Raw genomic sequence first — 24,690 nt, 5'->3', positions numbered from 1 at the left:
GATGACATCACCCCGGAGATCACCCGGAGATCGACTTCAGCTTGGCCCTGGCCGTGGCCTATGTCCCGTCCTTCGGTGCAGGATGGAGGGGACGTAACCGATTGACGCCCGCCTAAGCAGGAGGACCGGATGATTGCCGAGACCATATGCTCCGCGGTGTCCGCGGCGGGCCTGGGCATCGCCGCGATCACGGCGTACCGCAAGCGTTTCCTTGCCGCGACCAGGATCGCCGCCTACTCGCTGATCCCGCTCGGTCTGGTGCTCACGGGCGCCGTTGAGTGGGCCGTTGACACCGCGTTCAGCCTCACTGCCTGGATCGGGTTCGGGGTGCTGGGCGTCTCCTGGCTGCTGTTCATGACCACGCGGGCGCTTGAGCGGCGGTCCGGGATGAGCCGCAAGGAGCGCAGGGCGGCGAAGGCGGCGCAGCGGGATGCGGTCGCTCCCGCCGCCGCAGCGCCCTCGCTCGGACGTGGTGCCCGTCCGGCCGCCCGGCCCGCACCGAAGACGAACGACTCGACCGACGATTTCAGCGATATCGAGGCGATCTTGAAGAAGCACGGGCACTGATCGACCGAGCCGGGGAAGGCACCTGCGGGCAGCCGCCCCCAGGGATGAAGCCGCCGGTCGGGGCGGGGCGGGGATGCGTTGGACCATCGGCCTAGCCGTGCCGACGCCCCTGTGCGGTGGGGGTGAACTCCCGCCATGGAGAGGCGTGTTGGGTGATCGGCAGTCGGCCGGCTGCGCCATGATCAACCCGAGATGGTCGACACCACACGGGGCGAAGCACCCGCACCGGAAGAGGAGCCGCACGGCTGCCTTTTCGCACTCTCCCAGCCGCCCTTGATGATCTTCCTCACGGTGATCGGCGTGCTGCTGCTCATGGCGGCAGTGCACGATCTCTTTCTGCTGTGAGGGGTAGGGGGAGGGTTCCCGAGCAGGTCAGCCCGCGGCTTCCCGGCGGCGGGCTCGGTACGCGGCGACATGAAGACGGTTGCCGCAGGTCCGGCTGTCGCAGTAGCGGCGGGACCGGTTGCGCGAGAGATCGACGAAGGCGCGCCCGCAGTCCGGTGCCTCACAGCGCCGCAAGCGCTCCTGCTCGGCCGAGACGACGATGAAGGCCAGTGCCATACCGCCGTCGGCCGCCAGGTGGTCCGCGACGGAAGCGCCCGGCGCGAAGTAGTGCACATGCCAGTCGTAGCCGTCGTGGTTGGTCAACTGCGGAGTGGTGCCGGCCGCCGCCACCAGTTTGTTGATCAGTTCGGACGCCAGCTGGCTCTCGGACGCCGCGAAGATCTCGGCGAACTGGGTCCGTACGCTCTGGACCGCCTTGAGGTCGCGCAGGCTCAGCACGCCCACATCGCTGATGTCATGCCCCAGGACGAACGCCTCCAGCGCGGCAACATCCGCGAGTCCGTCGCCCTGGTCGCCGTCCGGTGAGGTGTTCACCAAATCGACAATCATGTCGAGGGCAAACCTGGTGTCGTGGGGGATCAGCACGATTCGCTCCCTGGCCTGCTGCGGGCCGGTGCCCGCCGAATTGCGCTGAACTCTAGCGGTTCACGTCAGGGCGGATCGGCGCAGTCCATCGTGCTGGAGCACGGCAGATCGGCGCCGTCGCCGCGCTGGAATGCACGGTGACGACGCCGATCGGTCTGCTGTAGGGGATTGTCCGCGCGGCGCCGTCTCCCCGAGTAGGACGGCGCCGTGCAGCTCTCGGCCTGGCTCAGCTCTCCGCCAGGATGTGGGAGAGCTCCGTGTCGAGGTCGAAGTGACGATGCTCGGTGCCGGGCGGCACCGCTGCGTCCGTTCGCTTCAGGAACGACTCCAGGGCCCGCGCCGGGGCTTCGAGCAGTGCTTCGCCCTCCGGGGAGCTCAGTGCGATGCAGACGACGCCCTGACCGTGGCTACGTGATGGCCAGACTCTGACGTCGCCCGTGCCGGTGGGCCGATGCAGCCCCTCGGCAAGAAGGTCGCGGGCGAACACCCATTCGACCGTCTCTTCGGCTCCGGTGTGGAAGGTGGCGTGCACGGCATAGGGATCGGCCGTGTCATACCGCAGGCCCGCGGGTACAGGCAGTGAAGACTCGCTCGATACAACGAGGCGCAGGTGCAGCTCGCAGCTGACCGTGGTGTTCATAAGCGCCAGGGCCTTTCGCTCAGTGTGCGCTCGGGGATTCGCACGTCGGCGAAATCGACATGCCACCTACGGTGCCGTTGTAAACCCCTCTGGGTGTTTTGAGTGCCTTTAGGTACCCCGGATGGCGGAGTGATTGATCGTTCCCTGGGACCATTCCGGTGACTCCACGGAGTCCGGTAAATTGGCGATTATGAATACGGGGAGTAACGGTACGGAGGTCGCTGTGGCGACTGATGAGGGAAAGCCCGATGACGGCGTAGGGGCGGCCGAGAGCGCGGCCGTCCCGGCGGAGGGCTCGACCGAGTCCCCCCTGGGCTCGCGCGCGCCCGATTTCATCAAGGCACGCAAGACCCTCCACCTGAGCTGGCAGGTCGGCGTCTTCATCGCGGGCCTCGCGGTGGTGGGCGCGGGCGCGGCGATGCTGGTGCTGCCCGGCCCGGGTTGGCTGGTGATCTTCGCCGGTATGGCGATCTGGGCGACCGAGTTCGTCTGGGCCCAACTGGTGCTTCGCTGGACCAAGCGCAAGGTCAGCGAGGCCGCCCAGCGCGCTCTTGACCCTCGGGTCCGGCGGCGGAACATCATCCTCACCACGATCGGCGTGGTGATCTGCGCCGTAGCGGCCGGGTTCTACCTCTGGAAGTTCGGCATCACCATGCCGTGGAAGATCGAGCAGTAACCGAAAACCGGTCGGGAGCGCTCGCTGACATGGGGTAATGTTTGCGATGCGCCGGGGCGATTAGCTCAGTGGGAGAGCGCTTCGTTCACACCGAAGAGGTCACTGGTTCGAACCCAGTATCGCCCACCCGGACCGAAGGCCCCCCGAGACTGCGAAGTCTCGGGGGGCCTTCGGCGTATGTCCTGCGACTACCGAGCCGCCACAGTGCTGGACGCAGGCGTCAGACACAACGCCGGATACCAGAGGGGCTCAGCGCATCCTGCCCAGGGATTCCCGCATCCGGCGCGCCTCCCGCAGCCGCTGCTCATAGGTCGCGCCGACCGCCAGCAACAGCAGTCCGGCGAGTGCCGGCGGGAGCCAGCGGGGGAGTGCGTCGAGGGCCTGCACCACATAGGGCGCCAGTTCGTGCAGGGCCACCAGCGTCAGCACCGTGCCACCGAGCGCCAGCGGGGCTTGCAGCCGCAGCCTGGCACCCACCAGGGTCACGGCCAGCGCCGCGATTCCCAGGACCAGCGGGCGCAGCCAGTCCCCGGCGCCCCAGACCGCGAACAGGCTCGGCACCATCGTCGCCGCGAGACCGGGTCCGTACGCCGTCCAGGACGAGGTCCCCGGGTCACGGCGGCGGCGCAGCGCGCCGACGGCAAGCGCGGGGAGCGTCACCGGCAGGGTGTAGGCCTCCGGGACCTGTACGTCCGATGCCGCCAGCCGGACCCAGGTCGCCAGGATGAACAGCGCGGCGGCGAGCCAGCCGGCGGTCGAACGCCGTTCGGTCCGGATCGCCGTGCCCGCGGCGATGACTCCGCTGAGCGCGAGCACCAGCGCGAGCGTCGGTAGCTGGCCCGTGGCGAGCAGCAGCGCGAGCACCCCGGCGAGGGCGCCGGTGCACTCCAGCGGCACGGCGATGGGATGGGACCCCAGCCGCGCCGTGAGCAGCGCCACCACCGCTGGCACCGCCACGATGACCACCGCGGTCTGGTGGAGGGCGAGATCGCCGGCCGCCGCGGCCGCGCCCAGCAGGGCGGTGCCCCAGACGACGGCGGCGCAGCCGGTGATCGAACGCACTCCCAGGCCCGCCCGGGATCCGATGGTGATCACGATGAAGGCCGTGAACAGCACTCCGAGTACGGTGAAGGTCGCCGCTCGGGTCGACAGGGCCAGAGCCGTCGTACTCAGAGCCCCCACCACACCGCACATCAGCGCGACCGCCGCCGCGGTCGGCAGCCGTCGGGCGATCGGCTCGGGGCGCAGCACGAGCGCCAGCATCGCGACGGTGAGTGCCAACTGCCAGCCCACGGCCAGCGCATAGCCGGCATCGGCGACCGAAGGCACCATGACGAGCACCGCCCAGATCAGGGCGGTGGCGGCACCGCCCGCCACGGCTGACTGGTCCGGCCGTGACAGCAGCCCAGCGGCGCTCTTCCTGGGGGTCCCCGCGCCACCGGCCTTCGGCGGCTCATCGGCGGCACCGGGCCGCGTACCGGCTGACAGGTGCTCAGCCGCCCATCGGGCAAATCCCAGGAGCACGCCCGCGAGCATGATCGAGGTGAGCGCTGCGGCGGCCCAGTTGGTGTTCGCGTACTCACCGTCTCCACCCAGCGCCCAACGGGCGTCCGCCGGGGGGCCGGCCCAGATCCTCGGCAGGACCGAGAGCGGGCCGGTGAGTTGGAGCGCGATCAGCGGCAGCACCGACAGCAGCGCCAGTACGTGCACCACGCCCGACGCTGCCATCAGCCCCCACAGCACTTCCCGCGGCGGACGGGCGCGTAGGGCGGGGACCAGCGCGACGGCGAAGAGCGCGATCGCGCCCAGCAGGTATGCCGGTGCCGCCCAGTCGCTGGGAACCGCCGCGGCGATCAATCCACCCAGGCCCGCGATCAGCGCGAGACCCCCCACCACCGAGCCGATCCGGGAGGCGGCGCGAACCCGCCAGGCCCCCAGCAGGGCCAGGGCCGCGGCAACGGTCAACAGCGCCCCGGGCTCCGCCGCGTCGGCCAGCCCCTCGGCGACGATCGACTCGAACACGCCGAGCAGCACGGCCAGTCCGCCGGCCAGCGCCGCCCCCACCGTCGCCGTCACCCGCACGGCCGTGCGGGTGCCCCATATCGCGAGGACGACATCGAGAGCGGCCGTTCCCAGGAGCGCCCACGCCAGGGAAGGCGCGGGCGCGGCGTCGGCCGCGGCGCCGTTCGCCGACCAGAGGAGCAGCGGCAACTGGGCCGCCACGACCGCGGCGGGCAGTGGACCGCGCAGCTTCCGCAGCGCCAGTCCGTACCCCGCCCAGAGCGCGGCCAGCAGCGCCGCGGCCCAGGCGGTGTAGGCGAAACCGGACACCTCGGGCAGTGTCACCGCGTACAGGGCATAGGTATCCAGCACCAGCAGCACCAGGGCGAGCGCTGCCACCGCCTCAGCCGTGGACCGCAGCCCCCGGCGCAGCAGTGCCATGGGCGTGACCAGCGCTGCCGAGGTCACCACGGCAAGGACCGCGGCCCGTCCGCCGATACCCATATAGCCCCAGCTGACCAGGGTGAACGCGATTGCTGCGATGGTCAGCAGCACCCCGCCCAAGGCCAGCAGCACATTCTGCACACTCGGTGAGGAAGCCTCGGTCGGTCGGGTGGTGGTCGTCGTGGTGGCGGCCCAGGCGTGCGGGGCTGGCGGATGGAGCACCGTCAGCAGATAGGACCTGCGGGCCAGCAACTGGGACCTACGGGCGTCCAGTCGCACCAGTTCCCGATCGAGTACGGCCAGTTCCTCCGCTGGTGGCGGAGTCGGCGGAGGTTTCGTCATCCATCCAGTGTGTCGCCCACCACATGGCACGGTATGGGCTCGGATACTTAGATCGCACATAAGTACGCCCATGTTCGATCGACGCGAGCAGGCTCATCCATGGACTGGTTCCACTACCGCTTCCACAGCGTCTGGGACCTCGACGCACCCCCGGACACCGTCTACGCCGCACTGGCCCGGGTCGAGGACTACCCCGGCTGGTGGCCCCAGGTCCGCGAAGTCACCTTGCTCGGCGAGGACATGGGAAGTGCGCGCTTTCGCTCCTTCCTCCCCTATGAACTGCGCGCCTGGGCCCGCACCCGGAGGCAGGACCCGATCGCGCGAGTGCTGGAAGTCGATTTGCGCGGCGATCTGGAGGGCTGGGCCCGCTGGACCGTGACTGCCCGTAAGGGAGGGGGCGAAGGAGGCGGCGGCTCCACCCGGGCCGTGTACGACCAGGAGGTGGAGGTGCGCAAACCGCTGATGCGATGGCTCGCGCCACTGGCTCGTCCGCTGTTTCGCGCCAACCACGCGGCCATGATGCGAGCGGGTCACCGCGGCCTCGCCGCCAAGCTGGGGAGAGAGTGAGGCCACGCCTCGCGGGATTTGAAGGCGGGCGGTCGAGACCTGTATTGTTCGGTGCGTTCCCGGGCGATTAGCTCAGTGGGAGAGCGCTTCGTTCACACCGAAGAGGTCACTGGTTCGAACCCAGTATCGCCCACCGGGAAAGGCCGGTCCGTCACTGACGGACCGGCCTTCGCGTGTTGTTGAGCCGTTTCCCAGCCAGTCGGTCAACCCCAGCGCCGGTTCAGGCAGCGGCGGAAAGCTGGGGGCGCAGCGGCCACGCGGGGTTCACCGGCTCCGGCGTCCCACTGCGGGCGAACCACGCTTGGAGCCCGCGCGCCTGCGCGCCGTGCCACACCGCCTGGAGTGTGTGCAGCTCTGGCGGAGACAGCCGCTCCATCCGTGCGGAGAACCTCCGGGCCACCGCGCGGGTCACCTCCAGCGCGGCCAGCGCGTCCGCCGCCGCGTCATGCGCCTCGTCCAGCACCACCTCGTACTGCTCACAGAGATCGGTGAGGGTGCGTCGGCCCTTGCGATAGCGATCCAGATGCTTGTCCAGCACCCGGGGGTCCAGCACACAGAGCGGAACGTTCTCCAGATAGCGGGAGAGCGGAGCCGCCCGATGGCGCCGTAGCTCGCGGTCGAGCAGCGTGAGATCGAACGGCGCGTTCATCACCACCAGGGGCCGGGCCGCGGCGCACTGCTCGGCCAGTGCCCGCGCGATCTCCTCCACGACCGGAGCCGGCCACCGGCCGTTGACCTGGAGGTGCTCATCGGTCAGGCCGTGCACATCGATCGCCGAGCGCGGCACCGGAATGCCGGGATTGATCAGCCACCGGGTCGTCCACGGCCGTGAGCCCGCCGAATCCTGTACGACCAGTGCGGCCGACACGATGCGGTCCTGCTCCACGTCGATTCCCGTGGTCTCCGTGTCAAATGCGGCCAGCGGGCCGTCGAACCAGAACGTCATCCCCGAACTCCTCGCACATGACTGGCAGATGAGAGGAATCCCCCTGCCGAATCGGTGATACCCGGGCTGTTTGCGCCGTACGCAGGGCGGTGACAACACAGTTGACGGGGAAGGCAACACCGCGAAGCAGAAGCCGACCGATGCCCCGTCCCCTCTCGCTGGTTCTCGTCGCTTCTCGTTGGGGCTCTTCGATTTCCCGCGGACACTCCACGCCGTAGACAACCGAAGTCCGTACGTCTGTCCGTACACCAGTCCGACAGGGACGCCGCAGCCGGACATCGGACGGCAATTCCCGGAAGGCACCAAGAGCCATGGCGCTCCCGCAGCCCGAGTTCGGGGGTATCTCCCGTGCCCCCAGCCACGCCGGAGGGCTGCTGCCCGAGCGGGCGGCACCGGTGCGCGGCGGGCTCGCCACGACCGCGTGTATGGAGACGCTCCAGGTGGCGTATCTCCACGCCGTCGCCGCGGCGGCCGGATGCTCGCTCTCCCAGCCCTTCCCTGACAACGGCATCGACTGGCACGTCAGCCATAGCTCCCCCGGTCATACCGTCGACGACGAGGTGACCATCAAAGTGCAGCTCAAGTCGACCTATCAGGTCGCCCCCCGACCTCCGGGAGCCGGCGCTGACTCCTTCGCTGACTTTCCCCTGACGCTCCACAACGACCATTTGGTGAAACTCGCCCGGACCCCGGTGTCCGTGCACAAGATCCTCGTCGTGATGCTCGTCCCCCGGACCCAGGACGACTGGCTGCGCGCCAGCCACGACCGGCTCGATCTACGGCACTGCTGTTACTGGACCAACCTGGCAGGCCACCCGGTGACGGGCAGGCACAGGACCACCGTGCGCATCCCGACCTCACGGATCTTCGACGACCGGGCGCTCTGCGAGATCATGACGAGAGTCGGGGTGGGAGGGAGACCCTGATGCACCGGCCCTACGACCACGACGTCCGGCCGCACCCCCTACATGAGCCGTCCCACGGCTGGCGTTCCGACGCGGGACCCGATCCGGCGCAGGTCGACCCCGCCGTTCTCGGCGCGCTGCTGGCCCGGCACGGCTGGCAGCGGCGCGGCGGAGCCGTCGGACGGTACGCCCGCTGGACACCGCCCGGCGCGACCCACGGCTCCACCAGTCTTCTCGTACCGGAGAACCGATCCTTTCCGGACTGCGAGGACCTGCTGGCCGAGGCGCTCCTGGCACTGACCCGCAGCGCCGACCCCTCGGCCCATGACGTACTGCTGGGGCTCACGGTCCCCAGCGATGAGATCCGCTGGTGGCGCGATGTCCACCAGGGCCCCTCCGGTGCTTCCTGGATAGCCCAGGAGCAACTGCGCTCCGCGGCCCGGCAGATGATGATGGCGGGTGCGCTCGCGGCCCGTGGGCGGGCGGGTTATCACGGTGCGCGGCATCGGCGCGGGGCGAGGACCTCGCTCGCCGATGTTCTCGTCGGCCCGGCCTCGGGTGGGGCGGCCCTCACCGCTTTCGTCCCGGTGACGCAGGGGCGGGCCGTCACCGTGCGACTCCACCTCGCGCTCCAGGCGGCCCGGGAGGCGACTGACTACCAACGGGCCACCGGAGGCATGGAGGCGTTCGACGCCGCCGTTCGGCTGGGGGTGAGCCGGGAGCTGACCGAGTCGCTCATCGCCCTGGTCCGGGGCTCGGAGGGGGCCCGGATCGCGCTGGCGTGGTCACCGGCGGCCGGGGTCCCCGAGGGATGTGTGCCAGGCCATGACCCGGTCGAGTTCTCGCCCGGTGATCTCCCCGCGCTACGGGCCGCGGGAGCGCGCTACCTCCAGGACGAGCCGGCGATGCCGGTGCGGCTCACCGGCACGGTGGTACGGATGAGGCGCCCTGGTCCCCGGGGGTCGGGAACCGTCCGGCTGCGGGTGCTGGCGGGAGCGGAGGTGCCGCATGTACGGGTGGCGCTGGAGGAGGACTCGTACCGTACGGCGGGGCAGGCGCATCTGACAGGTCAGCCGATCCGGGTGGCCGGGCGGCTGGAGAGCCGGGGTGGTTTTCGGCGGCTCACCGATGCCTCGGACGTCGTCGCCGTCCCGGTGGACGACGCCGAGCGGGACCGGCTGATGAAGGCGCTCAAGGAGAGCCGGGAGGATCGGGACTTCCTGCCGGGCGGGTGTGACGCCGAGGACTGAGGGCGCCCGGGGGTAACCGTTTCGCGGGTGGACCGCTTCGCTCGGTACGATTCGACTGCGCAGTGTCCACTGGCGCGCCCCCTGAATGATGGAGAGACCGGTGTCAGACGTCCGTGTGATCATCCAACGCGATTCCGAGCGGGAAGAGCGCGTGGTGACTACGGGCACGACGGCGGCGGACCTCTTCGCCGGCGAGCGCACCGTGGTCGCCGCACGCGTCGCGGGTGAGCTGAAGGATCTGGCGTACGAGATCAAGGACGGTGAGGAGGTCGAGCCCGTTCTGATCTCGTCGGCGGACGGTCTGGACATCCTGCGCCACTCCACCGCGCATGTGATGGCACAGGCCGTGCAGGAGCTCTTCCCCGAGGCCAAGCTCGGCATCGGCCCGCCGGTCAAGGACGGCTTCTACTACGACTTCGATGTCGCGAAGCCGTTCACCCCCGAGGATCTCAAGACCATCGAGAAGAAGATGCAGGAGATCCAGAAGCGCGGTCAGCGCTTCTCCCGCCGGGTGGTGACCGACGAGGACGCCCGCGAAGAGCTGTCGGACGAGCCCTACAAGCTGGAGCTGATCGGCCTCAAGGGCTCGGCGTCCAGCGACGACGGCGCGGACGTCGAGGTCGGCGCCGGTGAGCTGACGATCTACGACAACCTGGACGCCAAGACCGGCGATCTGTGTTGGAAGGACCTCTGCCGCGGTCCGCACCTGCCCACCACCCGCAACATCCCGGCGTTCAAGCTCATGCGCAATGCCGCCGCGTACTGGCGGGGCAGCGAGAAGAACCCCATGCTCCAGCGGATCTACGGCACCGCCTGGCCGTCCAAGGAGGAGCTCAAGGCCCATCTGGACTTCCTCGTCGAGGCCGAGAAGCGCGATCACCGCAAGCTCGGCAGCGAGCTGGACCTGTTCTCCGTTCCCGATGAGATCGGCTCCGGCCTCGCCGTCTTCCATCCGCGCGGCGGCATCGTGCGCCGGGTCATGGAGGACTACTCACGCAAGCGCCATGAGGAAGAGGGGTACGAGTTCGTCTACACCCCGCACGCCACCAAGGGCGCGCTCTTCGAGAAGAGCGGTCATCTGGACTGGTACGCGGAGGGTATGTACCCCCCCATGCAGCTCGACGGCGGTACGGACTACTACCTCAAGCCGATGAACTGCCCCATGCACAATCTGATCTTCGACGCCCGGGGGCGCTCCTACCGCGAACTGCCCCTGCGGCTGTTCGAGTTCGGCACGGTCTACCGGCACGAGAAGTCCGGTGTGGTGCACGGTCTGACCCGTGCCCGGGGCTTCACCCAGGACGACGCCCACATCTACTGCACCCGTGAGCAGATGGCGGACGAGTTGGACCGCACGCTCACCTTCGTGCTGAACCTGCTCCGTGACTACGGTCTGACCGACTTCTATCTGGAGCTGTCCACCAAGGACCCGGAGAAGTACGTCGGCTCCGACGAGACCTGGGAAGAGGCCACCGAGGTCCTGCGGCAGGTGGCCGAGAAGCAGGGCCTCCCGCTGACCCCCGACCCGGGTGGCGCGGCCTTCTACGGCCCGAAGATCTCGGTCCAGGCACGCGACGCCATCGGTCGGACCTGGCAGATGTCGACCGTTCAGCTCGATTTCAACCTCCCGGAGCGCTTCAACCTGGAGTACACCGCTCCCGATGGTTCACGCCAGCAGCCCGTCATGATCCACCGAGCCCTCTTCGGCTCGATCGAGCGGTTCTTCGCGGTGCTCCTGGAGCACTACGCGGGTGCCATGCCGCCGTGGCTGGCGCCGGTGCAGGCGGTGGGCATCCCGATCGGTGACGCCCATGTCGAGTACCTCCAGGAGTTCGCCGCCGAGGCGAAGAAGAAGGGCCTGCGGGTCGAGGTGGACGCGTCATCCGACCGTATGCAGAAGAAGATCAGGACCCAGCAGAAGCTGAAGGTCCCGTTCATGATCATCGTTGGTGACGAGGACATGAACGGGGGCACGGTGTCCTTCCGCTACCGCGACGGCTCGCAGGAGAACGGGATTCCCCGAGCCGACGCGCTGGCCAAGCTGGTCAAGGTCGTCGAGGACCGCGTACAGGTCTGAGTCCCCGCCGATCAGGTCGAGTCAAGAAGCCTCCGGGGGCGTCCCCGGAGGCTCCTTGTCCGCCTCCAGGGTGAACGTCTGGATCAGCCAGGACGAGAACGACCCCGTCACCGCTCCCAGCAGCGCAAGGCCCCCCGCCATCATGACCACCGCTACCGTCCGCCCCAGCGCCGTCACCGGGACCACATCCCCGTACCCCACGGTCGTCAGGGTCTCGCAGGTCCACCAGACGGAGTCCCCGAACGTCTTGATCGTCGCGCCCGGGGCGCCGCGCTCCTCCGCGTAGACGGTGAGCGCGCCGGCGAACCCCAGCAGAACCGCTGACATGCCGGAGTACGCGATCACCCGGGCGTAGAGGGCGAGCCGCGGCTTGGCCTCCGCGTGCCGGCGCTGGACCGACTCGTAGATCCGTACGATCCGCAGCGGCCTCAGCAGCGGCAGCGCCACCATCACCGCGTCCAGCACATGCCTTCGGGGATAGGACGTGCCCGCGCCGCTGAGCCGCCAGCGAACCGCGTAGTCCACGACGAACAGCGCCCACATGGCATAGGTCAGCGCCAGGAAAGTGTCCCGCCAGCCCTGTGGGAGATCCACGGCGAGCACCCGTACCGCGTAGCAGCCGAGGAAGACGACCGATGCCGCGAACAGCGGGACCTCCATGCGCTCGCGCCAATGCCGGAGCCTTGTCTCGTTGTCCATCGGTCCAGGATCACCCTCGCGCCCTCGGGGTCGCCCCCGGCGACACGCCGCGTACGGGCGAAGCCATATGCTGCACTGCATGACGAGTGACCCGGAGCAGCAGATCGGAGTGGGAACGCCCGACGCGTTCCAGCGCTTGTGGACACCGCACCGGATGGCTTACATCCAGGGCGAGAACAAGCCCACCGGGCCCGAGGCCGGCGATGGCTGTCCCTTCTGCGCCGTCCCGTCCAAATCGGATGAGGACGGTCTGCTGATCGCGCGTGGCTCGCACGTCTACGCCGTGCTGAATCTCTATCCCTACACCGGCGGCCATCTGATGGTGGTGCCGTTCCGGCATGTCGCCGACTACACCGAACTCACCGAGGCCGAGACCGCTGAGCTGGCCCTTTTCACCCAGCGGGCGATGACCGCGCTACGGGCCGCGTCGGGCGCCCATGGCTTCAACATCGGCATGAACCAGGGGATGGCGGCGGGGGCCGGGATCGCCGCTCATCTGCATCAGCACATCGTGCCGCGCTGGGGCGGGGACACCAACTTCATGCCGGTCGTCGGCCATACCAAGGTGCTGCCGCAGCTGTTGGCCGACACCAGGCTGATGCTGGCGAACGTCTGGCCCGGCTGAGCGTCCGCGAGGCGATGCACAAGACCCCCGCCCGGATGGGCGGGGGTCTTGTGCATCGACCACCTGGGGACTTCCTAGGCGTCGTAGACGTCAGCCTTCTTCGGCGCCAGGTCCTGGACCGCTCCGCTGACGGCCATCGACCGGCTGGTGAAGCGCGCGGTGTCCACGCCGTTGTCGTCCAGAACCTTCATGGCGGCGGCATGGGCCACCCGCAGTACGGGAGTGGCGGCCCGTAGCGCGTCATCCGCCATGAAGCGGTGCCGCCAGGGCTGCTCGGCCCAGGCGTGCCGCAGTCCGAACGGCTCCGGGAGGCTGAGCTTGCCGCCGAAGTAGTCGAGCAGCGGCGGGTACCAGGTGAGCGGCGCGCGTACCGCGAGGCGCACCACCTCGGGGGCGTCCACCAGCGGCAGGGTGCGGCTCTTGGTCTCCCAGAAGCGGATGGCCTTGCTCGTGGTAACCGTCTTCGGCGAGGACTTGGTGGTGAACAGGCCGTGCACCGGGCCGAGAGCGTGGCCGGTTACCTCGATCCGCAGCGTCTCGTGGAGGACCGTGACGGTGATCATCATGGTGATGATCAGCTGCCCGTCCCAGAGGGTGAACTGGACGCCCAGATAGTGCCGGTTGCCGCTGCCGAACTGCTGGTGGTTGCAGATCCGCTGTATCTCGTGGCCCTTGATCTGGTACGCCTCCACGTCCTGGCCCTCGGGCCGGGAGACCGAGCCGGCGTTCTCGCCGACGGGGGAGACGATCCAGTGCTTGACCGAAGGGGTGGGGAAACCGCCCGAGTTCAGCGGGCCGCGTTCCAGCAGCTTGAGCTTGTCGTGCATCGCCCGTATGACGTCCCAGCTGCGGAACTGGTTGATTTCCTTGGCGGGGTCCTTGGAGACCAGCTCCTCGGCCAACTGCCAGCTGCCCCACCGGGTTCCCATGCCCAGTATCCCCTTGGGGCCGGCGTAGAAGACGGAGTTGGCGTGCTGCTCGGCGGTGAGTTTCTGCAGGCCCTGGCGCAGCTCCTCGCGCGACTTGTCGCCGGGGTTGCCCGGGACCGCGTCGGGGATTTTGGCGGCGACCCCGCCGCCCGACAGCAGACCGTCCCAGCGGCTGCGCAGGTCCTTCGCCGTCGCCTCGCAGATCCGCAGGGCGAGGAACCAGCCGATCACCGGAGCGACGATCATCCCGCGGAGGTAGTAGGCCCAGAAGCCGCCGAAGGGCAGCCGGATCAGGAAGATGAGCGCCAGAGCGCCGATACCGAACAGCAGCAGGGTGCCGAGGGTGCCCGCGCGCTTGTTCTGTGCCCCGGCGATGGTCCGGCGGAGCTGGAAGACGCCCATCCACAGCAGCAGACCGGGCAGGAAGAGCAGGCCGAAGACCGCGGTGATCACCGTCAGTTTGGTGTCGCGCTCCTTGCGGATGCGGCTTGCCGCCAACGCGTGTTCGACGACGGTCTGCGGCTCCATGCCGAAGGACTGGATGAGCGCACCGCGACCGCCGCCGAGCATCCGCAGCTGGAGCGCCCGGGAGAACGCCTCGCCCAGATTGGGTTCGAAGAGCGAGAACTTGCCCGTACTGACCGCGGACTTGTGCCGGTCGTTGTTGGCGTTGAGGATGTCCGCCACCGGGCTGTCGCGGTATGCGGCTGACGCCAGCGCGTGCGTCGCCGCGGTCTGTCCAGCGGAGCCCATGATCGGGATCTGTGCTCCGGGACTGAAATCGAAACCGTCCATCGTGACTTATCGCCCCCAACGCCGCTCGGCTGCTGCTCTGCGGCCTGTTCCCGGCCAACGGGCCCCGCACACATGCTGAGCTGGGCACCTCAGCGTATCCGGGGTGCGACTGATTCGTCACGGGACGGAGAAATGCCGCCCGCCGGTGCTCGTGGGCGGACGGCATCCCGATCCCGGCCCGGCAGACGGAGGTTATGTGCGCTCACCGGTCTGCTCGCGCACCCGGTCGGCGACGTGCTGCGGCACCGGCTCATGGCGTGTGTAGCAGCGGCTGAACTGGCCTGTCCCGTGCGAGAGGGAGCGCAGGTCGATGGCGTACCGGCCGATCTCTATCTCGGGAACCTCCGCGCGGATGAGGGTCCGTGAGCTGTGGGACTGCTCGGTGCCGACGACTCTGCCGCGCCGACCGGACAGATCGCTCATCACCTGGCCCACGTATTCGTCCGAAACCAGTACGCGAACTTCGGCCACCGGCTCCAGTAGATGGATAGGGGTGCCGGCTGCCGCTTCCCGTAGGGCGAGTGCTCCCGCCGTCTGGAACGCGGCATCCGATGAGTCGACCGAGTGGGCCTTTCCGTCCAGGAGGGTGACCCGGATGTCCACCAGGGGATATCCGGCGACGACTCCGCGCGCGGCCTGGGCTCGGATGCCCTTCTCGACGGAGGGGATGAACTGCCGGGGCACCGCGCCGCCGACGACCTTGTCGACGAACTCGATTCCGGAGCCCGCGGGCAGCGGTTCGACCTGTATCGCACAGATCGCGTACTGGCCGTGGCCGCCGGACTGCTTCACATGGCGGCCGCGCCCGGCTGACGGTGTACCGAAGGTCTCCCGCAGGGACACCCGGTGGGGTACGACGTCCACCTGCACGCCGTAGCGCTTGCGCAAGCGCTCCAGGGCGACATCGGCATGGGCCTCGCCCAGACACCACAGGACGACCTGGTGGGTGGACTGGTTCTGTTCCAGCCGCATGGTGGGGTCCTCGGCGACCAGCCGGGCCAGCCCCACCGAGAGCCGGTCCTCATCGCCCTTGGTATGCGCCGTGATGGCCAGCGGCAGCAGGGGATCGGGCATGGCCCACGGCTGCATCAGCAGCGGATTGTCCTTGGCCGAGAGGGTGTCACCGGTTTCGGCCCGGCCCAGTTTGGCGACACAGGCGAGATCCCCGGCGAATACCTCCCGTATGGGGCGCTGATGCTTGCCGAAGGGCGCGGTGAGCGCCCCGACCCGCTCGTCCACGTCATGGTCCTCATGGCCGCGGTCGGCCAGACCGTGCCCCGACACATGCACCGTCTCGTCGGCGCGCAGGGTGCCGGAGAAGACCCGGACGAGCGAGATCCGGCCGACATAGGGGTCGGAGGCGGTCTTGACCACCTCGGCGACCAGCGGCCCGAGGGGGTCGCAACTGATCGGAGGGCGCTTGGCGCCCTGCGGGGTGGTGACGACGGGAGGCGCGGGCTCCAGCGGGGTGGGGAAGCCGCCGGTGATCAGATCAAGGATCTCCACGGTCCCCAGGCCCTGCTTGGCACCGCCGGTAGCGGGCGCGGCGGCCAGGACCGGGTGGAAGGTGCCGCGCGCGACCGCCTTCTCCAGATCCTCCACGAGGATCGAGCGGTCGATGTCCTCGCCGCTGAGGTAGCGGTCCATCAGGGACTCGTCCTCGCTCTCGGCGATGATCCCCTCGATCAACCGGTTGCGGGCCTCCTCGATCAGTTCCGACTGCCCGGGGTCGGGCGCGACTTCGTGGCGTTCACCGGATGAGTAGTCGTAGACCTGCCGTGAGAGCAGCCCCACCAGGCCCGTCACGGGGGCATGGCCATCGGCCCCGGGGGCGCCGTACCGGGGCAGATAGAGCGGGAGGACGGCGTCGGGGTCGTCGCCGCCGAAGATGTGGGAGCAGACCTCGGTGAGCTCCTCGTAGCCGGTGCGGGCCGTCTCCAGATGGGTGACGACGATCGCCCGGGGCATTCCCACGGCCGCGCACTCCTCCCACACCGTCCGGGTCGCGCCGGCGACCGCCTCCGCTTCCTGCCCGGCCGATACGACGAAGAGGGCCGCGTCCGCCGCTCGCAGACCGGCCCTCAGCTCACCCACGAAATCGGCGTATCCGGGGGTGTCCAACAGGTTGATCTTGTACCCGTCCCATTCGACGGAGACGAGCGAGAGCTGTACGGAGCGTTGCTGGCGGTGCTCGATCTCGTCGTAGTCGGAGACCGTGGCACCGTCTTCGACCCGCCCCGCCCGGTTGAGCGCCCCCGCGGTGAGCGCGAGGGCCTCCGTCAAGGTGGTCTTCCCGGAACCGCTGTGGCCGACCAGTACGACATTCCGTACGGATGAGGGCTGATCGGCCGTCGTGGCCCTGCCGGCGGCTCCGGGGTGGGTTTGTGCCTTGTCGCCCATGATTCTTGCCTCCCGGTCGATCGTGTCGATTGCACGGTGAGGAACGGTGAGGAAATGGGCCGCGGGCAGCGGGACAACCAGGGGTGCGGTCGCCGGGCCAAGCCCGCAGACGGGCTGTGGGACGGCTTCCCGGGGCAGTTCCGGTGATGCCCGCAGTCGTCCTTCGAGCTTTCCACTCCCGCCCGGGCGCGTCCATATGTCGTACCGGACCGGTGGGACCAGCTCCGGTGCGCGGGTACCCGCGCCGGGTCCCGGCGCTGGAGTGCGTCCGTCCTGGCTACGATGGGCCAGCCGGTGGCCAAGGGGTCACACGGCCCACCCCAACCCCGGGAAGGCCATGCTGAACAAGTACGCGCGTGCATTCTTCACGCGTGTCCTCACGCCGTTCGCCGCATTTCTGCTCCGTCGCGGAGTGAGCCCCGACGCGGTCACTCTGATTGGCACGGCCGGTGTGATGGCGGGTGCGCTGGTCTTCTTCCCCAGGGGAGAGTTCTTCTGGGGCACGATCGTCATCACGCTCTTCGTGTTCTCCGACCTCATCGACGGCAACATGGCCCGGCAGGCCGGCATCTCCAGCCGCTGGGGCGCGTTCCTCGACTCCACGCTCGACCGGGTCGCCGACGGGGCGATCTTCGGCGGCTTCGCCCTCTGGTACGCCGGTCAGGGCGACGACAACGTCCTGTGCGCGGTCTCCATCTTCTGCCTCGCGAGCGGCCAGGTCGTCTCGTACACCAAGGCGCGCGGCGAGGCGATCGGTCTGCCGGTCGCGGTCAACGGACTGATCGAGCGCGCCGAACGACTGGTGATCTCCTTGGTCGCGGCCGGTCTCGCCGGGCTGGGCGCCTTTGGAGTGCCCGGGATCGACGTACTGCTGCCGATCGCCCTGTGGATCGTCGCCGTCGGCAGTGCGGTCACCCTGGGCCAGCGAGTCGTCACCGTCCGCCGCGAGGCCGCCGAGGCCGACGCGGCGACAAGGGAGTCCAAGGGAAGCGAGGCCGAGGCCACGTGAGCGCGCGAGACCGCCTTACCGACGGGCTCTACGGTCTGGGCTGGTCCGCGGTGAAGAAGCTGCCCGAGCCGGTGGCCGTCTCGCTCGGCCGCACCATCGCGGACTCGGCGTGGAAGCGGCGCGGCAAGGGCGTACTGCGGTTGGAGTCCAACCTCGCCCGGGTCGTACCGGACGCCGGCCCCGAGCGCCTCGCCCAGTTGTCCAAGGCGGGGATGCGCTCCTACATGCGGTACTGGATGGAGTCCTTCCGGCTGCCCACCTGGAGTGCCGACCGAGTTCGGGACAACGTCCGGATCCTCGACACCCACCATCTGACCGAGGGGTTGGCCGCCGGTCGCGGAGTGATAGTCGCGCTACCGCACCTGGCCAACTGGGACCTGGCCGGCGTCTGGGTCACCCGCACCATGAACGTGCCGTTCACGACGGTCGCCGAACGCCTCAACCCGGAGTCGCTGTACGACCGGTTCGTGGCCTACCGCGAAAGCCTGGGCATGGAGGTGGTGCCGCACTCGGGCGGCGCGGCCTTCGGCACCCTGGCGCGCCGGCTGCGCGCGGGTGGTCTGGTGTGCCTGGTGGCCGACCGTGACCTCTCGGCGACCGGGGTCGAGGTGAAGTACTTCGGCGAGAGCGCCCGGATGCCGGCCGGGCCGGCGCTGCTGGCCCAGCAGACCGGAGCACGACTGCTGCCCGTCACCCTCTGGTACGGCCCGACGCCCACCATGCACGGCAGGATCCACCCGCCCATCGAGGTGCCGCAGACGGGCACCCGCGCCGAGAAGACGTCCCTGATGACCCAGGCCCTGGCGGACGCCTATGCCACGGGAATCGCCGACCACCCGGAAGACTGGCATATGCTCCAGCGGCTGTGGCTCGCCGATCTGGAGCCTCGCGAGCCGCAAGGGGGCGAAGAATGAAGATCGGCATCGTCTGTCCCTACTCCTGGGACGTACCGGGTGGGGTCCAGTTCCACATCAGGGACCTGGCCGACCACCTGATCCGGCTCGGCCATGAGGTGTCCGTACTCGCGCCCGCCGACGACGACACGCCGCTACCGCCGTTCGTGGTCTCGGCCGGCCGCGCCGTCCCCGTCCCGTACAACGGCTCGGTCGCCCGCCTGAACTTCGGTTTCCTCTCCGCCGCACGGGTACGGCGCTGGCTGCACGACGGCACCTTCGACGTGATCCATATCCATGAGCCGACCTCGCCCTCCCTGGGGCTGCTGACCTGCTGGGCCGCCCAGGGGCCGATCGTCGCCACCTTCCACACCTCCAACCCCCGCTCGCGCGCCATGATCGCCGCGTATCCGATCCTCCAGCCCGCGCTGGAGAAGATCAGCGCTCGGATCGCGGTCAGCGAGTACGCCCGGCGCACCCTCGTCGAGCATCTGGGCGGCGACGCGGTCGTCATCCCCAACGGTGTCGACGTCGCCTTCTTCGAGAGCGCCGAGCCCAATCCCGAGTGGCAGGGCGGCACGATCGGCTTCATCGGCCGTATCGACGAGCCCCGCAAGGGCCTGCCGGTGCTGATGAAAGCCCTTCCCGCGATCCTCGCCGAACGCCCGGGAACCCGGCTGCTGGTGGCCGGCCGGGGCGATGAGGAGGAGGCGGTGGCGCAACTCCCCAAGGAGATGCGGTCCAGCGTCGAGTTCCTCGGCATGGTCAGCGACAAGGACAAGGCCCGGCTGCTGCGCAGCGTCGATGTGTATGTCGCTCCCAACACGGGTGGCGAGAGCTTCGGCATCATCCTCGTGGAGGCGATGTCCGCGGGCGCACCGGTACTGGCGAGCGATCTGGATGCCTTCGCCCAGGTCCTCGACCTGGGTGCGGCCGGCGAACTCTTCGCCAATGAGGACGCCGCCGCGCTGGCGACGGCAGCGGTTCGGCTGCTCGGCGACCCGGAGCGCCGGGAGGAGCTCCGTAAGAGGGGCAGCGCACATGTACGCCGCTTCGACTGGTCAACGGTCGGAGCGGACATCCTGGCGGTCTACGAGACCGTCACGGACGGTGCCGCGTCGGTGGCGGCGGATGAACGCCCAGGGTTGCGCTCCCGCTTCGGGCTCGCCAGGAACTGACGACAGGGCCTCCCGGCGCGTCCGTGCGCGGTAACCCTGACCGGCGTTTGATCCCTCGGTGATCCCACCGGTCTCCCGCACCCGGTCGCGGTCACACGGAACCGCCCCAACACCCCGGTAGCCTTACGCCCCGTGACCGCAACACTCATCTGGATCTTCGTCGCCCTGCTCGCCATCGGCCTCTATCTGAGCTGGACCGCCGGACGGCTCGACCGGCTCCACACCAGGATCGACGCCGCCCGCGCCGCGCTCGACGCGCAGCTGCTCCGACGCGCCTCGGTCACCCAGGAGTTGGCCACCGCGGGAGTGCTCGATCCGGCCGCGTCGATCGTGCTGTACGAAGCCGCTCACGCCGCCCGCCAGGCGGAGGAGGAGCAGCGCGAGGTCGCCGAGAGCGAGCTGAGTGCCGCGCTGCGGGCGGTCTTCGAGGAGCCGGCGCAGCTGGAGGCGGTTCGGGAGGTACCCGGCGGTGAGGAGGCCACGCTGGAGTTGGCGCAGGCGGTACGCCGGGTGCCGATGGCCCGCCGGTTCCACAATGACGCCGTACGAGCGGCCCGGGCGCTACGCCGCCATCGCAAGGTGCGCTGGTTCCGGCTGGCCGGGCACGCGCCGTTCCCGTTGGCCTTCGAGATGGACGATGAGCCTCCGACGGCGCTGGCGGACCGCCCGGTCAGCTGAGCCCTCCTGGGCGGCGGCCCCGGTCCGCGGTGGCCACCGTTCGATCGGCTCTTTCAGCGACCCCCGGACAACCCATCCGAAGTCATGAGATGTATCCCCAGCACCCATGGTTCACGAGCTGTCTGAAACGGGACGATCACCTGCAAAAACGATCCACCGGGTACTCATTGGCCCTTGCAGTGGACTGATCGATGGCGGTTCCATCAATCACGCACCGCGGCGCCGCCGGAAGCGGCCGTCAGAGGCGGGAACAGCCATCGTCATCGAGTGAGGTCCTCCGTGTCCAGCACGCTCTCCACCACCCCGCAGTCCGCCGACTCCCCGGCGACCGGCACCGCCCGCGTCAAGCGCGGCATGGCCGAGCAGCTCAAGGGCGGCGTCATCATGGACGTGGTCAACGCCGAGCAGGCGAAGATCGCTGAGGACGCGGGCGCCGTGGCCGTCATGGCACTGGAGCGGGTCCCCGCGGACATCCGCAAGGACGGCGGAGTCGCGCGGATGTCCGACCCGACGATGATCGAGGAGATCATCGAGGCGGTCTCCATCCCCGTGATGGCCAAGTCCCGCATCGGGCACTTCGTCGAGGCCCAGATCCTTCAGTCCCTCGGCGTCGACTACATCGACGAGTCCGAGGTGCTGACCCCCGCCGACGAGGTCAACCACTCCGACAAGTGGGCCTTCACCACCCCCTTCGTCTGCGGCGCCACCAACCTCGGCGAGGCCCTGCGCCGCATCGCCGAAGGCGCGGCGATGATCCGGTCCAAGGGCGAGGCGGGCACCGGCAACGTCGTCGAGGCCGTCCGTCATCTGCGCCAGATCAAGAACGAGATCGCCAAGCTGCGCGGCTATGACAACAACGAGCTCTACGCCGCAGCCAAGGAGCTGCGCGCCCCGTACGAGCTGGTCAAGGAGGTCTCCGAGCTGGGCAAGCTGCCCGTGGTCCTCTTCTCCGCCGGTGGCGTGGCCACCCCCGCCGACGCCGCGCTGATGCGTCAACTGGGCGCCGAGGGCGTCTTCGTCGGCTCGGGCATCTTCAAGTCAGGCGACCCGGCCAAGCGTGCGGCGGCCATCGTCAAGGCCACCACCTTCTATGACGACCCCAAGATCATCGCCGATGCCTCCCGCAACCTGGGCGAGGCCATGGTGGGCATCAACTGCGACACCCTGCCCGAGTCCGAGCGCTACGCCAACCGGGGCTGGTGATGACCGCTCCCACCCATCCCGTCATCGGGGTTCTGGCCCTGCAAGGGGATGTACGGGAGCATCTGGCGGCCCTGGCCGCGGCCGGCGCCGCGGCCAGGCCGGTCAGGCGCCCCGATGAACTGGCCGCGGTTGAGGGGCTGGTCATCCCCGGCGGGGAGTCCACCACCATCTCCAAGCTGGCCAGCCTCTTCGGCATGATGGAGCCGCTGCGGGAGCGGGTGCGTTCGGGGCTGCCGGTGTACGGCACCTGCGCGGGAATGATCCTGCTCGCCGACAAGATCCTGGACCCCCGGTCGGGGCAGGAGACCATCGGCGGCATCGAGATGATCGTCCGCCGGAACGCCTTCGGTCGACAGAACGAGTCGTTCGAGGCCGCCGTCGAGGTGTCAGGCGTCGACGGAGGCCCGGTGGAGGGCGTCTTCATCCGCGCCCCCTGGGTCGAGTCGGTCGGCGCCCAGACCGAGGTCCTGGCTGAGCACGCCGGCCATATCGTCGCCGTCCGGCAGGGCAACGCCCTGGCGACCTCCTTCCATCCCGAGCTCACCGGAGACCACCGGATGCACGGTCTCTTCGCGGACATGGTGCGCGCGATGCCGGTCACCCGGTCCCGGTAGGATCGCTGCCGAAGGCAAGCGCAATGGGTAACGCGAAGGAGACAGGCAGATGTCCGGCCACTCTAAATGGGCTACGACGAAGCACAAGAAGGCCGTGATCGATGCCAAGCGCGGCAAGCTCTTCGCGAAGCTGATCAAGAACATCGAGGTCGCGGCCCGTACCGGCGGTGCTGACATCGAGGGCAACCCGACCCTCTTCGACGCCATCCAGAAGGCGAAGAAGCAGTCGGTGCCGAACAAGAACATCGACTCCGCGCTCAAGCGCGGCGCGGGCCTGGAAGCCGGTGGCGCCGACTACGAGACGATCATGTACGAGGGGTACGGCCCCAACGGTGTCGCGGTCCTGATCGAGTGCCTCACGGACAATCGCAACCGCGCCGCCTCCGACGTCCGGGTCGCCATGACGCGCAACGGCGGTTCGATGGCCGACCCCGGCTCCGTCTCGTACCTGTTCAACCGCAAGGGCGTGGTGATCGTCCCCAAGGGTGAACTGAGCGAGGACGACGTCCTGGGCGCGGTGCTGGACGCGGGTGCCGAGGAGGTCAACGATCTCGGTGAGTCCTTCGAGGTCCTCAGCGAGGCCACGGATCTCGTCGCCGTGCGCACCGCGCTCCAGGCCGAGGGCATCGACTATGACTCGGCCGAGGCCAACTTCGTGCCCACCATGCAGGTGGAGTTGGACGAAGACGGCGCGCGCAAGATCTTCAAGCTGATCGACGCGCTGGAAGACAGCGATGACGTCCAGAACGTCTTCGCCAACTTCGACGTCTCCGACGAGGTCATGCAGAAGGTCGACGTCTGATCCAGGCGACCTTGCGAGCGGGCCGACGGGAATCACCGTCGGCCCGTTCTGCGTGTGTTGTCAGTGGCAGCGGATAGCCTGCACAAACAGATGAACGAAGGAGGGGTGGCGTGCGCGTGCTCGGGGTGGACCCTGGCCTGACCCGATGTGGCGTCGGTGTCGTCGAGGGCGTGGCGGGCCGCCCTTTGACGATGATCGCTGTGGGTGTGGTCCGCACTTCCAGCGACGCCGAACTCGGTGCCCGACTGGTCGCCATCGAGCAGGGGATCGAGCAGTGGCTCGACGACCACCGCCCCGAATGCGTCGCCGTCGAGCGGGTGTTCAGCCAGCACAATGTGCGTACGGTCATGGGCACCGCCCAAGCCAGCGCCGTCGCCATGCTCTGCGCCGCCCGCCGGGGACTCCCCGTCGTGCTGCACACCCCGAGTGAGGTCAAGGCGGCCGTCACCGGCAGCGGCCGAGCCGACAAGGCACAGGTCGGCGCGATGGTGACCCGCCTCCTACGGCTCGCGGCACCACCCAGGCCCGCCGACGCGGCGGACGCCCTCGCGCTCGCCATCTGCCACATCTGGCGCGCCCCCATCCAGAACCGCCTTCAGCAGGCGGTCGCCCAGCACACAGCGAAAGGCCGTACCGCATGATCGCCTTTGTGAGCGGCCCGGTCGCCGCCCTCGCCCCCACGACCGCGGTGATCGAGGTCGGCGGCATCGGCATGGCCGTCCAGTGCGCACCCAACACCCTCTCCACCCTCCGCGTCGGCCAAGAGGCCAAGCTCGCCACCTCCCTGGTCGTACGGGAGGACTCGCTCACGCTCTACGGCTTCGTGGACGACGACGAGCGGCAGGTCTTCGAACTGCTCCAGACCGCCAGCGGGGTAGGACCCCGGCTGGCCCAGGCGATGCTCGCCGTGCACACCCCCGATGTGCTGCGGTTGGCCGTGGCGACGGGCGATGAGAAGACGCTGACCGCCGTCCCGGGCATCGGCAAGAGAGGGGCGCAGAAGCTCCTCCTTGAGCTGAAGGACCGGCTCGGCGAACCCGTCGGAGCCCACGCCGCCCGCCAGGGCATCGGCACCGCGGTCACCGCTTCCTGGCGCGACCAGCTGCATGCCGCGCTGATCGGACTGGGGTACGCCACCCGCGAGGCCGATGAAGCGGTGGCGGCGGTCGCCCCCCAGGCCGAGGCGTCCAAGGGCGAGCCGCAGGTGGGCGCGCTCCTGCGGGCAGCGCTCCAGACCTTGAACCGCACCCGATGACCTGGGCGGACAAGGACCTGCTCGGCAGCGCCGCGGGCGCGGCGGGCCCGGCGATCCCCACCAGGCCTGGACGCCATCGGACCGGACCGGATGGGCTCCGGCGATCCGGCCCGCGAGGAACAGGGAATCCGGAAGATCCAGGGAATCCGGGACAGCGGGTAGAACCGGTGAACGCCTGGCGCGCTGCCGCACCCATCGACACCCCGCCACGGAGACCCCCCACATATGACCCCACATATGACCCCTCATATGAAGGGGGTGCGGA

General features: G+C 69.2%; 24 protein-coding genes and 2 tRNA genes. 19 read left to right on the top strand and 7 right to left on the bottom strand.

Annotation, left to right across the window (positions count from 1 at the left end; genetic code table 11):
- Positions 1–129: 129 nt before the first annotated feature.
- Together NBG84_RS31995 and NBG84_RS31990 are read left to right on the top strand one after the other, a co-directional pair.
- Complete coding sequence (locus NBG84_RS31995; RefSeq protein WP_250923180.1) at positions 130–567, top strand: hypothetical protein; 438 nt, start codon at positions 130–132, stop codon at positions 565–567.
- Positions 568–759: 192 nt separating this feature from the next.
- Positions 760–912, top strand: a complete 153-nt coding sequence (locus NBG84_RS31990; RefSeq protein ID WP_250923179.1) for a hypothetical protein — start codon at positions 760–762, stop codon at positions 910–912.
- A gap of 27 nt (positions 913–939) precedes the next feature.
- Here the strand turns inward: NBG84_RS31990 and NBG84_RS31985 are convergent, their stop codons facing one another.
- Positions 940–1,497 carry a CGNR zinc finger domain-containing protein gene (locus NBG84_RS31985; protein ID WP_250923178.1) on the bottom strand — a complete coding sequence of 186 codons (558 nt, stop codon included), beginning with the start codon at positions 1,495–1,497 and terminating at the stop codon, positions 940–942.
- A gap of 226 nt (positions 1,498–1,723) precedes the next feature.
- Positions 1,724–2,137 (bottom strand): SsgA family sporulation/cell division regulator, encoded by a 414-nt coding sequence (locus tag NBG84_RS31980; protein WP_003959770.1) that lies wholly within the window; start codon positions 2,135–2,137, stop codon positions 1,724–1,726.
- A gap of 190 nt (positions 2,138–2,327) precedes the next feature.
- On the opposite strand from NBG84_RS31980, the gene NBG84_RS31975 reads away from it, so the two are divergent.
- Positions 2,328–2,813, top strand: coding sequence for a TIGR02611 family protein (locus NBG84_RS31975; protein WP_250923177.1), 486 nt, complete (start codon positions 2,328–2,330; stop codon positions 2,811–2,813).
- 54 nt (positions 2,814–2,867) lie between these two features.
- Positions 2,868–2,939 (top strand) — tRNA-Val (locus NBG84_RS31970).
- Positions 2,940–3,062: 123 nt separating this feature from the next.
- Here NBG84_RS31970 and NBG84_RS31965 read toward each other — a convergent pair.
- A complete protein-coding gene (locus NBG84_RS31965) occupies positions 3,063–5,600 on the bottom strand; it encodes an SCO7613 C-terminal domain-containing membrane protein (RefSeq protein ID WP_250923176.1) in 2,538 nt (845 codons plus the stop codon).
- Positions 5,601–5,699: 99 nt separating this feature from the next.
- Here NBG84_RS31965 and NBG84_RS31960 point away from each other — a divergent pair, with 99 nt between their 5' ends.
- Positions 5,700–6,167 (top strand): SRPBCC family protein, encoded by a 468-nt coding sequence (locus NBG84_RS31960; protein ID WP_250923175.1) that lies wholly within the window; start codon positions 5,700–5,702, stop codon positions 6,165–6,167.
- Between the two features lie 61 nt (positions 6,168–6,228).
- Positions 6,229–6,300: transfer RNA gene (locus tag NBG84_RS31955), tRNA-Val, on the top strand.
- Between the two features lie 87 nt (positions 6,301–6,387).
- Here NBG84_RS31955 and NBG84_RS31950 read toward each other — a convergent pair.
- Positions 6,388–7,113 (bottom strand): exonuclease domain-containing protein, encoded by a 726-nt coding sequence (locus tag NBG84_RS31950; protein WP_250923174.1) that lies wholly within the window; start codon positions 7,111–7,113, stop codon positions 6,388–6,390.
- 311 nt (positions 7,114–7,424) lie between these two features.
- Between NBG84_RS31950 and NBG84_RS31945 the strand changes: the two genes are divergently transcribed.
- The 3 genes from NBG84_RS31945 to thrS all read left to right on the top strand — a co-directional run bounded on the left by NBG84_RS31945 (position 7,425) and on the right by thrS (position 11,345).
- Complete coding sequence (locus NBG84_RS31945; protein WP_250923173.1) at positions 7,425–8,039, top strand: DUF4365 domain-containing protein; 615 nt, start codon at positions 7,425–7,427, stop codon at positions 8,037–8,039.
- On the top strand, positions 8,039–9,268 hold the full coding sequence (locus NBG84_RS31940) for a hypothetical protein (RefSeq protein ID WP_250923172.1): 1,230 nt from the start codon (positions 8,039–8,041) through the stop codon (positions 9,266–9,268). Before NBG84_RS31945 ends, NBG84_RS31940 begins: the two co-directional genes overlap by 1 nt.
- A gap of 100 nt (positions 9,269–9,368) precedes the next feature.
- Positions 9,369–11,345, top strand: coding sequence for a threonine--tRNA ligase (thrS, locus tag NBG84_RS31935; RefSeq protein ID WP_250923171.1), 1,977 nt, complete (start codon positions 9,369–9,371; stop codon positions 11,343–11,345).
- Positions 11,346–11,366: 21 nt separating this feature from the next.
- Here thrS and NBG84_RS31930 read toward each other — a convergent pair whose 3' ends face one another.
- Positions 11,367–12,044, bottom strand: coding sequence for a potassium channel family protein (locus NBG84_RS31930; protein ID WP_250923170.1), 678 nt, complete (start codon positions 12,042–12,044; stop codon positions 11,367–11,369).
- Between the two features lie 67 nt (positions 12,045–12,111).
- On the opposite strand from NBG84_RS31930, the gene NBG84_RS31925 reads away from it, so the two are divergent.
- Positions 12,112–12,669 (top strand): HIT family protein, encoded by a 558-nt coding sequence (locus NBG84_RS31925; protein WP_250923169.1) that lies wholly within the window; start codon positions 12,112–12,114, stop codon positions 12,667–12,669.
- A 74-nt stretch (positions 12,670–12,743) separates the two neighbouring features.
- Here NBG84_RS31925 and NBG84_RS31920 read toward each other — a convergent pair whose 3' ends face one another.
- The gene (locus NBG84_RS31920) at positions 12,744–14,393 is read right to left on the bottom strand and encodes a hypothetical protein (RefSeq protein ID WP_250923168.1); all 1,650 of its coding nucleotides are present in this window, start codon (positions 14,391–14,393) and stop codon (positions 12,744–12,746) included.
- Positions 14,394–14,585: 192 nt separating this feature from the next.
- A complete protein-coding gene (locus tag NBG84_RS31915; RefSeq protein WP_250923167.1) occupies positions 14,586–16,793 on the bottom strand; it encodes an elongation factor G-like protein EF-G2 in 2,208 nt (735 codons plus the stop codon).
- A gap of 337 nt (positions 16,794–17,130) precedes the next feature.
- On the opposite strand from NBG84_RS31915, the gene pgsA reads away from it, so the two are divergent.
- The 9 genes from pgsA (at position 17,131) to ruvA (ending at position 24,425) form a co-directional block, all read left to right on the top strand.
- The gene (gene pgsA / locus NBG84_RS31910) at positions 17,131–17,802 is read left to right on the top strand and encodes a phosphatidylinositol phosphate synthase (protein ID WP_250923166.1); all 672 of its coding nucleotides are present in this window, start codon (positions 17,131–17,133) and stop codon (positions 17,800–17,802) included.
- Positions 17,799–18,716: a phosphatidylinositol mannoside acyltransferase gene (locus NBG84_RS31905; protein WP_250923165.1), complete on the top strand. Its 918-nt coding sequence runs from the start codon at positions 17,799–17,801 to the stop codon at positions 18,714–18,716. Before pgsA ends, NBG84_RS31905 begins: the two co-directional genes overlap by 4 nt.
- A complete protein-coding gene (locus NBG84_RS31900) occupies positions 18,713–19,873 on the top strand; it encodes a glycosyltransferase family 4 protein (RefSeq protein ID WP_250923164.1) in 1,161 nt (386 codons plus the stop codon). The genes NBG84_RS31905 and NBG84_RS31900 overlap by 4 nt, the downstream gene beginning before the upstream one ends.
- A gap of 132 nt (positions 19,874–20,005) precedes the next feature.
- Positions 20,006–20,551: a LemA family protein gene (locus tag NBG84_RS31895; RefSeq protein WP_250923163.1), complete on the top strand. Its 546-nt coding sequence runs from the start codon at positions 20,006–20,008 to the stop codon at positions 20,549–20,551.
- A 279-nt stretch (positions 20,552–20,830) separates the two neighbouring features.
- Positions 20,831–21,754 (top strand): pyridoxal 5'-phosphate synthase lyase subunit PdxS, encoded by a 924-nt coding sequence (gene pdxS / locus NBG84_RS31890; protein ID WP_308312140.1) that lies wholly within the window; start codon positions 20,831–20,833, stop codon positions 21,752–21,754.
- Positions 21,754–22,368, top strand: coding sequence for a pyridoxal 5'-phosphate synthase glutaminase subunit PdxT (gene pdxT, locus NBG84_RS31885; RefSeq protein ID WP_250923162.1), 615 nt, complete (start codon positions 21,754–21,756; stop codon positions 22,366–22,368). The genes pdxS and pdxT overlap by 1 nt, the downstream gene beginning before the upstream one ends.
- Positions 22,369–22,417: 49 nt before the next feature.
- Complete coding sequence (locus tag NBG84_RS31880) at positions 22,418–23,170, top strand: YebC/PmpR family DNA-binding transcriptional regulator (protein WP_250923161.1); 753 nt, start codon at positions 22,418–22,420, stop codon at positions 23,168–23,170.
- A gap of 110 nt (positions 23,171–23,280) precedes the next feature.
- A complete protein-coding gene (ruvC, locus tag NBG84_RS31875; protein WP_250923160.1) occupies positions 23,281–23,811 on the top strand; it encodes a crossover junction endodeoxyribonuclease RuvC in 531 nt (176 codons plus the stop codon).
- Positions 23,808–24,425, top strand: a complete 618-nt coding sequence (gene ruvA / locus NBG84_RS31870; RefSeq protein WP_250923159.1) for a Holliday junction branch migration protein RuvA — start codon at positions 23,808–23,810, stop codon at positions 24,423–24,425. Before ruvC ends, ruvA begins: the two co-directional genes overlap by 4 nt.
- The last annotated feature ends 265 nt before the right edge of the window (positions 24,426–24,690 follow it).

Origin of the sequence: Streptomyces albipurpureus, from assembly GCF_023701525.1 — a bacterium.
Taxonomy (GTDB): domain Bacteria; phylum Actinomycetota; class Actinomycetes; order Streptomycetales; family Streptomycetaceae; genus Streptomyces; species Streptomyces albipurpureus.
This window is presented reverse-complemented; position numbering and strand designations above follow the sequence as displayed.